Raw genomic sequence first — 12320 nt, 5'->3', positions numbered from 1 at the left:
CCCCCACCCCGGCCCGCCACCCACCAGCAACTCAACCCGAGGCCGGCGCCGAAGGCGCCCGGCGGCCTTGCCCGAGCTAGAAAACACAGCCTTGCCCGAGCTAGAAAACACAGCCCGAGCTATCAAACACCGCGGAACAGGGCCAGCAGTGCGGCGACCGCGGCGGTCAGCCCACCGACCACTCTGGACAGTTCGACGGCGCGGGTGACGTGGCCGGAGTCGGGCATCCGGCCGTCGCCGAGCACCGGCCGCTCCTCCACCCCGTGCTCGTAGACCGTCCGCCCGCCGAGCCGGATCTCCAACGCCCCGGCGAAGGCGGCCTCCACCTGGCCGGCGTTCGGGCTCGGGTGGGCCGCGGCGTCCCGGCGCCACGCCGACCACGCCCCGCGCGACGATCCACCCACGACGGGCGCGGCCAGCACGGTCAGCGCGGCGGCCAGCCGGGCCGGCGCCAGGTTGACCAGGTCGTCCAGCCGCGCCGACGCCCAGCCGAACCGGCGGTACCGCGGCGACCGGTAGCCGACCATCGCGTCCAATGTGTTCACCGCGCGGTAGCCGAGCAGCCCCGGCACGCCGGCCACCGCGCCCCACAGCAGCGGCGCGACCACCGCGTCCGAGGTGTTCTCCGCGACGGACTCCACCGCCGCGCGGGCCAGCGCGGTCTGGTCCAGCGCGGCGGGGTCGCGCCCGCACAGGTTGGGCAGCCGCCGCCGGGCCGCGTCGACCGAGCCGGCGTCGAGCTCGCGCCCGATCGCCGCCCCCTCGACCGCGAGGGAGCGTCCGCCGAGCACCGCCCAGGTGGCCGCCGCCGTGCTCAGCGCCTGCAGCACCGGCCGGCGCCGGCCGGCCCGTTCGACCGCGACCCCGACCAGCACCGTGGCGCCGGCGAGCACGGCCGTGTACACCGCGCCGGGCAGCTTGTGATCACGGTAGAGCGCCCGCTCGAGCCGCTGTGACACCTTGCCGAAACCGGCAACCGGATGCCCGCGCCGGGGATCCCCCAGCGCGCCGTCCGCCGCGACACCCAACAACAGCCCGATCGCGCGCGCCGCACTCACTTGCCTGATTCCCCTTGCCGTTGGACCGCTCATGGCTTGGCGCTCGCACGGTACTACTCGGCTACTCGGGTCCGGCGGTGCTCTGGTCGAACAGGTGAATGCAGTTCCCGGACGGGTCGAGGAACGTCGCGGCCTTGCCGCCCGGCAGCTTGATGACGCCGCCGACCCACTGGAGATCCGGGTGCTCCTTCAGGTAGGTGTCGACGCTGTCGATCGCGTACATGGCGCCGGCGCCCCACTGGGGCCCGTCGTCCGGTGGGGTGTCGAGCATCAGCTCGACCTCGGAGCCGGGCAGCTTGAACGCAACTGTGGACTCGCCCTCGCGCCAGGACTCGTCAAGTCCGAGCCGGTCGCGGTAGAAGGCGACCGACTCCTTGATGTCCTTCACCGGCTGGAAGAGGAAGGTCAGTTTCATGTGGACGACCGTAATCAGATTACGTAAGTCCGTCAACAGGTTATGCTCTGCTCGTGCGCGAGTGGATCCCGATCCCGGGCTCGGTGAAGGCCCGGCTCGTCGAAGCGGCAATCCATCAGTTCGAGCTGGCCGGCTACGAGGCGGTCAACGTGGTCGACCTGGCCGCCAAGGCCAGCGTCACCACCGGCGCCCTGTACCACCACTTCGAGTCCAAGCTCGGCCTGTACCTGGTCGTGCGCGAGGAGATGGAGAAGCGGATCGTCGAGCGCATGGCGGGCGCCGCCGCCGCGTCCGGCGGCCGCGGCCGGCCCGCCGTGCGCGCCGCGCTGCTAGTGGGCTTCGACGCCGCGGTCCGGTTCTCCGTGTGCCGCATCCTCGGCGCCCCCTCCCCCGTCGACCGTGCCGACCCGGTCACCGCCGAGCTGCGCCCGCTGCTGCCCAAGCGCCTCGCCCCGGCCGCGGGCATACTGGCCGCGGCGTGGCGAGCCGCGCTGCTCGCGGTCGCCGACGGCACACCGTCGACCACCGCCCGAGCGTCCCTGCTGTACCTCCTCGAGCCCGACAGGTAGCGCATGAACCCGGTGGTCGTCGTGATGGGCGTGTCCGGCTCCGGCAAGACCACCATCGGCCGCGCCCTCGCCGAACGCCTCGGCGTCCCCTACGCCGAAGCCGACGAGTTCCACCCCCGGTCCAATATCGACAAGATGTCCGCCGGCCGGCCGCTGACCGACGCCGACCGCTGGCCCTGGCTCCGCGCCATCGCCTCCTGGATCCGCTCCCAACCCGGCGGCGCCGTCGTCACCTGCTCCGCCCTCAAACGCGCCTACCGCGACCACCTCCACGCCGCCGCCCCCGACCGCGTCCGGTTCCTCCATCTCTCCGGCGACCGCGACCTCATCGCAGCCCGCCTGTCCGCCCGCTCCGCCCACTTCATGCCCGCGTCCCTTCTGGACTCCCAACTCGCCGACCTCGAACCCCTCTCCCCCGACGAACCCGGCCTGACCCTCGACATCTCCGCCCCACCCGCCACCCTCGTCACCGCGGCCCTCCAAGCCCTGCGGCCTGGCTGAACAGCTCCGGCAAAGTCGGCCACCCGAACGCGTCACACGACCGCGCCAACGGGTAGGTGAGTCGCGCGCCAACGGGCTCCGCGGGGCATCAGGTCGGCCGCCCGCCCACGCGGCCGACGTCGCCCAGCTCATGATCAACTTCGGCGCACTTTACCCAGGCAGCCCCCACCCCGTCTGGGGTGGGGAGGGGGGTTCGTGGGCAGTTTAGCCGGGAATTGGCGTGTGAAGATCAAGTTGGGTGGGGTTGGGGATGGTTGGGGGTGTTGTGGACAAGTGGGGTGGGGCGGGGTTGGGAGGGCGGGGGATTGGGGGTGGGGGGTGGTACGGTGCGCGGCCCGTCAGGCGTTTGCCCAGCCGGTGAGCATTTGGCGGGCGATGGAGGTGGGGCCGGGGAGGACGAGGCCGGGGATCTCGCCGCCGGCGTCGAGGGCGGCGCGGATGTCGGAGCGGGGGGTCCAGCGGGCGTCCTCGATCTCGCCGTCGGCGAGCGTGAGCGGAGTGGTGCGGTCGGCGACGGCGGCGAAGCCGATCATGATGGAGCGCGGGAACGGCCAGGGTTGGCTGCCGAGGTAACGGATGTCGCGCACGGTGACGCCGACCTCCTCGCGGACCTCGCGCGCGACGCAGGCCTCGAGGGACTCGCCGGCCTCGACGAAGCCGGCCAGCACGGAGTAGCGGTGCGGCGGCCAGATTGGTTGGCGGGCAAGGAGAACGTGCGATCCGTTCGGCCCGTCGTCGTCGTGGACGAGGCAGATGACCGCGGGGTCGGTGCGCGGGTACTCCTCGCGCGAGCAGCCGGTGCAGCGGGTCGCCCAGCCGGCGTTGGCGCTACGGGTCGGGGCGCCGCATTTGGCGCAGAACCGGGCGCGGGCGTGCCAGTTGAACAGGGCGACGGCGGTGGTGAACAGGCCGGCCGAGGTGTCGTCCAGCAGGGCGCCGATGGAGCGCAGGTCGTGCCATTGCTCGCCGTTGGCGGAGGTGGCGCCGGGCCAGACGCCCCACGAGTTCGGCGGCGGGCGGGTGCCCTCGGTCAGCTCCTCCTCGACCGGCACCGCCCAGTGCCCGACCCCGCCGTTCTCGCCGAGCAGCACGGCGTTTTCCGGCGGGGTGTCGCCGAAGCCGGCCGCCGGGCGGTCGACCAACCCGCTGCCGTCGGCCAGCACCGGCGTGCGACCCTTGCGGTCCACCAGGATCACCCGGCCGCGCGCCCACAACTCGGCGGTGCGGGCGGAGTCCGTTCGGACCGACTCGTTTCTATCCACAGTGGACCGAGAGAGCCGGGGCAGTTCGCCGAGCGAGAAGCCCTGCCCACTCATGGCATCAGCACACCCCCGAGCCCGCGCAGGGCGCTGAGCTGGTCGGCGTCGCCGACGATCACTCCGGTGAACCGGGCCGGCGCGAAGAACTCCAGCGCGGCCTCGGCGATCTCCTCGGTGGTGACCGCGGCGAGCCGGGCCGGGTGCTCGGTGAGCCAGTCGACGCCGAGGCCGAGCGGGGCGAGCGCGGCGAGCTGGCTGGCCAGCCCGGTCTGCGAGGAGGTGGCGATCAGCAGCGAGCCGATGGCGTACTGCCGCACCGTGTCTACTTCGGACTCATTGGGCGGGGCGAGGCCGAGCCGGCCGAGCTCGTAGCGGATCTCCAGCAGGGCGCCCGCGGTGACCGCGCTTGCCGTGTCGGTGTCGAGCAGCAGGGTCGCGCCGCTCGGCGTGAACTCCAGCGACGACCGCGCGTGGTACGTGTAACCCTTGGCCTCGCGGATGTTCTCCACAAGGCGGGACGAGAAGAAGCCGCCGAACGCCAGGTTGGCCAGCTGCAGCGCCGGATACCGCGGATCGGTGCGCGGGATGGCCTGCGCGGACATGCGCAGCTGGGACTGCACGGCGCCGGGCCGGGGCACCAGCAGCAGATCGCCCCCGACCACCTCGGGGAGCGCGGGCAGCTCGACCGCGCTGGCCTCGGCGGACCAGCCGGCCATGGCCGACTCGATCTGGGCAAGCGCCCGGTCAAGGTCGATGTCGCCGACCACGACCAGAACGGATCCGCGCGGCAGCACGGAGGCGCGGTGCAGCGCACGGACCTCGTCCGCGGTCACCGTCGCCACGTCGCTGGCCTGCGGCATCTCCCGGGTGAACGGATGGTCGCCGTAACGGTGCCGCTGCAACGCCTCCCGGGCGATCGTGCCCGGCTGCGACCGCGCCACGGTGATCCGCTCGACCAGGCGGTCGCGCTCGCGGTTGACCTCCTCCGCGCGGTGCGCGGCCCCGGTCAGCGCGTCGGCGAGCACGTCGAGCACCGTGTCGAACCCGCTGGCAAGGGCGTTGCCGCTGATGCTGAGCCGCTCGGGGTCCACAGTGGCGTCCAGGTCCGAGCCGACCAGCGCGAGCTCGGTGTCCACGGCGATGCGGTCCCGCCGGTCGGTGCCGGTCAGCAGCGTGGCGGCCAGCACCTCGGCGCGCGCGGCGTGCATCGGATCCGTTCCGGCGAAGGGAATCTTCAGCCGCAGCTCGACCATGGGCACGGCCGGCTGGTGCACCGCGATGACCCGCAACCCGTTGGACAGCACGGTATCCACTGTGGACAGATCGGAGGCGACGCGCTGCTCGCCGAGCGGCGGAAGCGGGCGCGGACCCAGCTCGGTGCGGCCGATCTCCTCGGCTGTGCGGCTCATGCTGTTTTCTCCGGCTCAGGAATGTCGGCCTCGGTCGTGGGTTGCTTCGGGCGGTGGGCCAACTCCCTCGCCCGGCATTGCGCAGGCTTCATGCCGTACCCCCGGCCGGCACGACGGTCAGCACGGCGCGGGAGTCCGGGCGCAGCGACTTCGCCGCCGCCGCAACGGCATCGCGGCTCACCGCGGATATCTTCTCCGGCAGCTCGTAGACCAGTTTCGGATCACCGTAGAGCAGCTCGAACGCGCCGAGCGCCAGCGTGCGGGAGACCAGCCGGTCGTGCTCACGGTGCAGCGTTGCGGCCCAGCGCGCGGTGACCTTCGCCAGCTCCTCGGCGCTCGGCTCCTCGTCGGCGAGCGTCTCCAGCTCCTCGTCGATGGCGGCGAGCAGCCGGTCCTCGCTCACCGCCGGCGTGTGCATGGCGGTGATGGTGAACGTGTCCGGGTCGCGCGCCTCGAACGGACCGAACAGCCCGCAGCCGGCGTTGACGTCGGTGACAAGGGGCTCCCGGTGCACCAGCCGCTGCTTGAGACGCGAGCCGTCGCCGTCGGCGAGCACGCCGGCCAGCACGAGGTAGGCGACGTAGCCGTCGATCTCCTGGATCGGATCGGGGACGCGGTAGCCGACCGCTAGCGCCGGCAGCGGGGCGTGCGGATCGGGGTGCTCACCGCGCAGCTGGCCGGCCGGTGGCGGCTCGGCGAACGACGGGCGGACCGGCGCCGGGCGGGCCGGCACATCGCCGAAGTGCTTGTCCACCAACGCCGCCGCCTTGTCGACGGTGAAGTCGCCGGCCACCGTGAGCACCGCGTTGGCCGGCGCGTAGAAGGTGTCGAAGAACGCGGCGCAGTCGGCGAGGCTGGCCTGCTCGAGGTCGGTGAAGTCGCCGTAACCGTTGTGCGCGTTGGGAAACGTCTGGTACAGCACGGGCGGGAGCAGGATCCACGGGAACCCGCCGTACGGCCGGTTCAGCACGTTGAGCCGGATCTCCTCCTTGACCACGTCGATCTGGTTGCGCAGGTTCTCCTCGGTGAGCTTGGGCGCGCGCATGCGGTCCGCCTCGAGGAACAGGGCGCGCTCAAGGCCGGCCGACGGCAGCACCATGAAGTAGTCGGTGTAGTCCGGATGGGTCGACCCGTTGAACGTGCCGCCCGAGGACTGCACGTGGCGGAAGTGCGCGAGCTTCTCCAGGCTCTCGCTGCCCTGGAACATCAGGTGCTCGAACAGATGCGCGAAGCCGGTCCGACCCTCCGGCTCCGATCGGAAGCCGACGTCGTAGTGCACGCTCACGCCGACCACCGGCGAGGTGTCATCGGGAGCCAGTACCACTCGCAGGCCATTGGGCAGGGTGAGCCTGTGCAACTGGGATTGCGTCACTCTCGCAGCCTACGTGCTCAGCGCTACCGTCCGTTCTCGCCCGCCCGTCGGCGACGTGCGACGAGCAGAAGCCCGCCGCCGGCGAGCAGCGCGAGCGCGCCGAGCCCGACCAGCTCGCCCACCGCCGAGCCGGTCCTGGCCAGCCCGCCACCGGATCGGCCCTGCGCGGCGGGCGCCGGCGTCGTGGTGGCCGAGGTCGCGGTGGCCATCGTCGTGGTGGTCGTGGTGGTCGTGGTGGTCGTGGTGGTGGTGCCGCCGCAGTCGACGGCGGCCACGCTGACCGCCTCGGTCTCGTCCGATCCGGTGACCACCACCGAGTGATCACCATGGGGCACGTCCGGGAAGCTGACCGTGCCCCGCTCACCGCCACCCACGAGGACGGTCTCGGTCTCGTCCTTCAGTGTGACGTCGTACTCGACGGGCCTCCGGTTCGGGTTCACCACCCCGACGGTCACGGTGGCCTTCGTTCCGGTGCACCTCGACCCGACGTCGAGCGCCGGCGCGTTGCCACCCTCGCACGCGACGGTGAACTCCTCGGCGACCTCGAACCCGTCCGCGGTCAACCGCGCGAGGTACGTTCCCTCCTCGAAGCCGTTCTCGGTGATGCGGACCGACATCCCGGACCCCAGGTCGATGACGTGCTGGGCGGCCCCTTCGAAGATCAGGGTGTAGCTGGTGGACTCGCCGGTCTTCGGGTTGGTGACCTGGAACGTGACGACTCCCCACCCGGCCCGGCAGTCGACCTTGATCGTCAATGGGTCCCCGCCATGGCCGGGAGCGTCGCAGGGCTCTACCACGACCCGCACGCCGTCCTCCGGCCCCTCGCCGTCCTCCGTGACCGCGACCGCATACTCCCCGACCGGTATCCCGCCGAAGACCGCCACGTGCTCCCAGTGCTCGTCGTCCCACGCGGTCAACTTCTTGGCGCTGAACGATCCGGTCAGGCCGGCGATCCGAACCTCGAACGGCTCCTCCCGATCGTCCTTCACGTACACCGTCATGCCGGCCGACCCGTCGTGGCACGACGCCACCGCGGCGATGAGCGGCCGGGGCTGCTCGACCTCGCTCGGCGCGGTCGGCTCCGCCACCGCGGTTCCGCCGAACACGGTGAGCCCCGCCGCGACCGCCACCAGCACCCCGCGCAGTCCACATCTGACCATCGCAGCGCTCCCCAATCGGATCATCACCCGGCCGAAGGAGTGCAACCTACCGCCCGTGCCAACACCGCCACCAGCGACCCGTCCGAGTGACTTTTACCAGCTCAAAGGGGTAACACCGCGATCACGGCAGGCGATATTCCCTCCCATCACGTGAGGCGGGCGGTGAGGGTGGCAAGGAGCCCGGGGAGGTTGCCGGGTGAGCCCTCGTACCAGTGAAGGGTGTCGGGGAGCAGGGTGAGCCAGTGGTCGAGGTCGCCGAGGGCGATGGCGTACGGGAGGGAGCGGGACAGGACGAGGTCGCGGTCGGCGGCGTCCGGGATGGCGGCGGGGTCCGCGCCGCGGAGGTAGCCGAGCAGGCCGCGGATCTGCTGGACGAGGACGCTGCCGCGGCGGGTCCGGGCGGGCATCCAGCGGGCGCCGAGGGTCAGGGCGACACCACCGATCACCAGGGCGAGGCCGAGCAGGGCGTGGCCGACGGTGAGGGCCAGGACGACGGTGGCGGCGATGCCGGCGAGGACGAGCACGGCGCCGGCGAGCATCCAGCGGGTGCGCTCGTGGTCGGGTCGGCGGGTGAACCAGTCGCGCGCGACGACGTCGGCATACAGGGCATTCCGTGCCGGGGCGAGGTCGGGACACAGGGTGGAGACTCCGACGCGGTCGACGCCGTCGGGGAGCACCGCGGCGAGGACGGCGCGCTCATAGGCGGTGAGGGCGTCGTCCGGCGGGTTGCGGCGGACCAGCTCCCATCCGGGCTTGTCGCCAGGGGTTTCGGTGATCCAGAGGTAGTTGCGCACCGCGAGGTCGATGACGGTCGCGGTGACGTCGACCGGATCGACCCGCTCGTCGACGACGGTGCCGATCTGGCCGGGCAGCACGCCGTCCGGGGAGGCGAACGAGACGCGGTCGCCGTCGCGCATCAGGACGTCGACCGGGCCGACGTCGGTGGCCAGCGCCTTGGCGTCGCGCCCGCGGGCGAGCCAGAGCAGGGCGAAACCGGCGAGAACCAGCAGGGTCAGGAGGGCGAATCCCGCGCCGCTGAGCGGAGTCAGGGCGAAGGCACTGGCCGAAGTGGACGCCGAGTCGAACCGGGCGTTGGCCGGGACGGTGCCGGCCGGCAGCCCGACGGACAGGTCGATCCGGTTGCCCGGCTTGAGGTTCTGCTGGACGACCCGCAGCACCTGGCCGTGGTCGGTGAGGGCCGACTCGCAGGGCGAGGTGGAGCCGAGGGCGCCGGCGAGGCAGACCACCGAGCCCGGCGAGTCCGGCGCGATGAACGACGCGCGCAGGAAGCGCACCTCGACGTCCCAGCCGCCGGCCACCTGCCAGCGCGCCTCCTGGCGATCCCCAAGATCGATCACCGTACCGTCCACTGTGTACGTGACGGTGGTGGCGCCCTCGCCAAGCCGGATGATGAACTCGTCGCCGGTGAGCTCGGTGCTGCCGTTGCCGTCCACCTTCGCGTCCCGCACGGTGAACACCCGGTCGCGGTCGTCACCGGACCGGATGCGCAGCGGCACCCGGCGCGTCATGGACTTTCTTGCCTGGACGAACACGGTCTCGGCGACGGTCAGCCGGCCGTCGCGCTCCACCTTCAGCGCGACGTTGATGCTCTGTGGCAGCAGCGGCCGCGGCCGGTCGGCGCTCGGCGTGGCCGGCCTGGTCGGCTCCAGCATTCCGGTGCCGCCGCTCGGCCTCGGCGGCACGGTGAAGTCGATCGACGGCGCGCCCGGGGGCGGCGACGGGATGGACGGCTGGGCGGCGCCGGCCGGGGACGCGGCGGGGGGATGGTGGGCGGGTAGAAAACAGCCCGCCGTGGCAACCAGGATGGCCGCCGGGATCCCCCACTTCGCTGACACGGCTGGCGAGAATAGTGCCTAGGAACCGGTGAGCGCGGCCAGACCGGCCTGATCGGTCTTCAGCCGGGCCCACGAATCGTCGGTGAACCGGACCTGGACGAACCGCGGGCCGCCCTCGAACTCCGGGACCATAGGCTGCTTCCACCGCACGATCGAGTGCAGCGCCTGACGCGGCACCTCGAACGCGCACTCGAACACCGCGTCCTGCGGGCGTTCCGTCAGTGGCGGGCGCCGGGCGCTCCTGACGAACTCGGTCGCGGAGGTCTTCACGATCTTGCCGATCCCGCGCAGCGCGCCGCCGAGGGAGCGTTCCCGCCTTGCCTGCTCGATGATCTCGTCGACCTTGCCTTCCTCGGTGTTCTGCGCGTCGCGCAGCCGAAGGACGGCCAGCCGGTGCGACGTGATGACCAGCCAGGCGTGGTCGAACCGGGCGGCGCGGTACAGACCGACCGCGGCGCATTGCGGATGACCGCCGCGCACGGCCACGTATCCCACCGGACCGTCCTCGACGATCATCCACCCGACGGCGTCGGCCGCCCGCTCGAGCCCGGACTCCGGGCGAGGGTGGCCGTTCTCGTCGAGCCCGGCCACCCTGTACCGGTCGACGTCGAGGTGCTCGGCCGGCGCCATCGCCTGGATCTGGTCGCCCCGCAACCAGTGCCGGGCGGCGAGCTCGGCCACCAGCCTGGATTCTTGCTGTTTCACTGGAATCCGCGGTCCATCGCTTCCTCGTTGGCCTGGTTGCGCCGATTCTCCCCGGCCGCCTCCTCACCAGCTTCCTGCAACACCACGTCGGTGACCAGCTCGGTGCCGCTGTCGAAGGCGGTCATGCCCGGGGTGGTCCCGGTCAGCCCGGTCACCCCGCGGACGAGCACCTTGTCCGGGCGCAGATAACCGAGCATCCGCTGGCCACCCGTGACCCGCAGCGCGATCTTCGTGAGCGGGCCGAGGCCGTCGACCAGCTTGGTGATCGCCTCGTGGATCCTGCGCAGGTAGTTCAACGCCCTGACCAGCCACTGCAGCGCGCGGCTGATCTGCATGAGGATGCGCGACAGCGTGACGCTGAGCCGGGCCGCGGAGGTGGCCCACGCGGCGGCGATCGAGGAGCCCAGCGACAGCGCGCTCACCGCCAGTGCGGCGAGCCAGGTGATGATCAGGCCCTCGACGAACTCGCGGACGATGTCGACGAGGATGTCCCACAGGCCCTCGAAGAAGTCGGCGACCTGGTAGAGGTGCTCCTTGAGCTGGGCGCAGCAGTCGCCGAGCGCGCGCAGGCCGTCCTGGAACTCCTTCTTCTGCGCGTTCTGCGCCTGGGCGGCCTGGCCCTCCCAGTAGGTGAGCAGGGCCTCCTGCTCCCGGGCGTCGGAGTCGGCGAGCTGCTTGACGAACTGGCCCATCCGCTGCCAGCCGTCGCCGGTCGCGCGCATCTGGTCCGGGTCGCCGGTCACCTGCTCGAACAGCGGGCGGAACGGGTACATGCACCACTCGACGAGAAAGCCGAGCCCGTTGTCCCAGAACCCTTGCATCGGATGCGACAGCAGGTCGTCCACCTCGCGCTTGACGCTCACACCGGCGACGAAGATCTCCGGCAGCGAGGAGGCGTCCTGGAAGTTGGCGACGGCCTCGACGGCGTCCTGCGCGGTGTCCACCGCGTCGATCTCGGGCTGGGCCGCCTGGAACGGGCCCACCGTGCGGAAGTTCGAGTCGGAAAGGGCCTGGGATCCCTCGCCGTAGATCTGCGCCCAGCCCTGGTCGAGGCCGTCGTAGTCCTCGGCGCTGGCGGACAGCCGGTCGGCGGCGCTGCGCAGGTACTCGGCGGCCTTGCCGACGTTCTCCTCGACCTTGCTGACCATGTCGTCGTAGCCGGTGAAGAACCCGGCCTGCATGCCGATCAGGCCGAAGCAGTCCTCGGTCGCCCTGGCCTTCTCGATCTGCTGCTTGAGGCCGTCGATCACCCCGGCGCGGTCCTCGTCGTAGCGTGCCTTGGCCAGCAGCGCCTGCGGGTTGGTGGTGAACCCCGTCATCGGCCACCGTCCCGGTTGCCGAACAGCCGGCGCTGGCTCAGATCCTCGTCGTCGTCCGGCGTCTGGTCGCGGTGTGGCAACCCGTCCACCTCCGGCACCTCGGACCGGACGGCGCTCATCGCGTCGTCGAGCCGGTCGCCCACGATGGGCCGGATCGCGGCCTCGAGCTGGGCTGCGGCGGCCGCGGCGGCGCGCTGGATGGTGTCCACGATGGCGCCCTGCAGAGCCCTTGCGCTCTGCTCGACGGCACGCTCGTCCAACTCCAGCGACACCAGCGCGCCGCCGGGCGCGACCACCGCGGTGACCAGACCGTCGGCGCTGCGCGCGGTCCCGCGGGTGTGGTTCACCGCGTCTCGCAACTCGGCCGCCCGGTCGAGCGCGTTCTGGTTGTCCTGCTCGGCCCGCCGCAGCCAGGCTTCGGCACTGGTCACGCGATTCCTCCTGTGGTCGATCCCCCGGCTCGGTCCCTCAGGCGCGCCCGGGGGCGCCGGAGTTCCCAAGCTTTTCCGTTCGCGAAACCTACCGGTGTGCTCGCCGATATGCTCACCGGCTGTTCGACGAGGAGCGGCCGCCAGCTTGGGGGACGAGGGGATGAACCAACCGCACGGCCCGTATCCACCCCCGCGACCGGTGGCGCCGCCGCCCATGGCGCGCCCGCTGCCGCCGCGGCCGGGTCATCCGCCGCCCGGCTGGCGAG

Annotated in this window: 12 protein-coding genes; 2 read left to right on the top strand and 10 right to left on the bottom strand. The window is 71.9% G+C overall.

Annotated features, from left to right (window positions below; all coding sequences use genetic code 11):
- Positions 1 to 122 precede the first annotated feature (122 nt).
- Both VGX25_RS02015 and VGX25_RS02010 read right to left on the bottom strand, forming a co-directional pair.
- Positions 123 to 1058, bottom strand: coding sequence for a cobalamin biosynthesis protein (locus VGX25_RS02015; RefSeq protein ID WP_326915780.1), 936 nt, complete (start codon positions 1056 to 1058; stop codon positions 123 to 125).
- Between the two features lie 61 nt (positions 1059 to 1119).
- Entirely contained in the window at positions 1120 to 1473 is a 354-nt protein-coding gene (locus VGX25_RS02010; protein WP_326915779.1) for a VOC family protein, read from the bottom strand.
- A gap of 53 nt (positions 1474 to 1526) precedes the next feature.
- Between VGX25_RS02010 and VGX25_RS02005 the strand changes: the two genes are divergently transcribed.
- Together VGX25_RS02005 and VGX25_RS02000 are read left to right on the top strand one after the other, a co-directional pair.
- The gene (locus tag VGX25_RS02005; RefSeq protein ID WP_326915778.1) at positions 1527 to 2042 is read left to right on the top strand and encodes a helix-turn-helix domain-containing protein; all 516 of its coding nucleotides are present in this window, start codon (positions 1527 to 1529) and stop codon (positions 2040 to 2042) included.
- Between the two features lie 3 nt (positions 2043 to 2045).
- Positions 2046 to 2543, top strand: coding sequence for a gluconokinase (locus tag VGX25_RS02000; RefSeq protein WP_326915776.1), 498 nt, complete (start codon positions 2046 to 2048; stop codon positions 2541 to 2543).
- Positions 2544 to 2881: 338 nt separating this feature from the next.
- On the opposite strand, the gene nudC is transcribed toward VGX25_RS02000, so the two are convergent.
- The 8 genes from nudC to VGX25_RS01960 form a co-directional block, all read right to left on the bottom strand.
- On the bottom strand, positions 2882 to 3859 hold the full coding sequence (gene nudC, locus VGX25_RS01995) for an NAD(+) diphosphatase (protein WP_326915775.1): 978 nt from the start codon (positions 3857 to 3859) through the stop codon (positions 2882 to 2884).
- On the bottom strand, positions 3856 to 5211 hold the full coding sequence (locus VGX25_RS01990) for a pitrilysin family protein (protein ID WP_326915774.1): 1356 nt from the start codon (positions 5209 to 5211) through the stop codon (positions 3856 to 3858). Before VGX25_RS01990 ends, nudC begins: the two co-directional genes overlap by 4 nt.
- 88 nt (positions 5212 to 5299) lie before the next feature.
- Positions 5300 to 6583, bottom strand: a complete 1284-nt coding sequence (locus VGX25_RS01985; protein WP_326915773.1) for a pitrilysin family protein — start codon at positions 6581 to 6583, stop codon at positions 5300 to 5302.
- Between the two features lie 23 nt (positions 6584 to 6606).
- Positions 6607 to 7743, bottom strand: coding sequence for a hypothetical protein (locus VGX25_RS01980; protein WP_326915772.1), 1137 nt, complete (start codon positions 7741 to 7743; stop codon positions 6607 to 6609).
- A gap of 146 nt (positions 7744 to 7889) precedes the next feature.
- The gene (locus VGX25_RS01975) at positions 7890 to 9599 is read right to left on the bottom strand and encodes a DUF2207 domain-containing protein (RefSeq protein WP_326915770.1); all 1710 of its coding nucleotides are present in this window, start codon (positions 9597 to 9599) and stop codon (positions 7890 to 7892) included.
- Positions 9600 to 9617: 18 nt separating this feature from the next.
- Positions 9618 to 10304 carry a hypothetical protein gene (locus tag VGX25_RS01970; RefSeq protein ID WP_326915769.1) on the bottom strand — a complete coding sequence of 229 codons (687 nt, stop codon included), beginning with the start codon at positions 10302 to 10304 and terminating at the stop codon, positions 9618 to 9620.
- Positions 10301 to 11623: a hypothetical protein gene (locus tag VGX25_RS01965; RefSeq protein WP_326915768.1), complete on the bottom strand. Its 1323-nt coding sequence runs from the start codon at positions 11621 to 11623 to the stop codon at positions 10301 to 10303. Before VGX25_RS01965 ends, VGX25_RS01970 begins: the two co-directional genes overlap by 4 nt.
- On the bottom strand, positions 11620 to 12054 hold the full coding sequence (locus tag VGX25_RS01960; RefSeq protein WP_326915767.1) for a YbaB/EbfC family nucleoid-associated protein: 435 nt from the start codon (positions 12052 to 12054) through the stop codon (positions 11620 to 11622). Before VGX25_RS01960 ends, VGX25_RS01965 begins: the two co-directional genes overlap by 4 nt.
- Positions 12055 to 12320: the final 266 nt, after the last annotated feature.

Origin of the sequence: Actinophytocola sp., from assembly GCF_035942955.1 — a bacterium.
Taxonomy (GTDB): Bacteria; Actinomycetota; Actinomycetes; order Mycobacteriales; family Pseudonocardiaceae; genus DASYTH01.
Note: the sequence above shows the minus strand (reverse complement) of the source record. Positions and strands in the feature narration are given on the sequence as shown.

What these genes read in the sequence shown, in the direction of transcription:
- nudC (WP_326915775.1), bottom strand. Translation starts at nt 3,859, where the DNA reads ATGAGTGGGCAGGGCTTCTCGCTCGGCGAACTGCCCCGGCTCTCTCGG.
- VGX25_RS02010 (WP_326915779.1), bottom strand. Translation starts at nt 1,473, where the DNA reads ATGAAACTGACCTTCCTCTTCCAGCCGGTGAAGGACATCAAGGAGTCG.
- VGX25_RS01990 (WP_326915774.1), bottom strand. Translation starts at nt 5,211, where the DNA reads ATGAGCCGCACAGCCGAGGAGATCGGCCGCACCGAGCTGGGTCCGCGC.
- VGX25_RS01980 (WP_326915772.1), bottom strand. Translation starts at nt 7,743, where the DNA reads ATGGTCAGATGTGGACTGCGCGGGGTGCTGGTGGCGGTCGCGGCGGGG.
- VGX25_RS01965 (WP_326915768.1), bottom strand. Translation starts at nt 11,623, where the DNA reads ATGACGGGGTTCACCACCAACCCGCAGGCGCTGCTGGCCAAGGCACGC.
- VGX25_RS02000 (WP_326915776.1), top strand. Translation starts at nt 2,046, where the DNA reads ATGAACCCGGTGGTCGTCGTGATGGGCGTGTCCGGCTCCGGCAAGACC.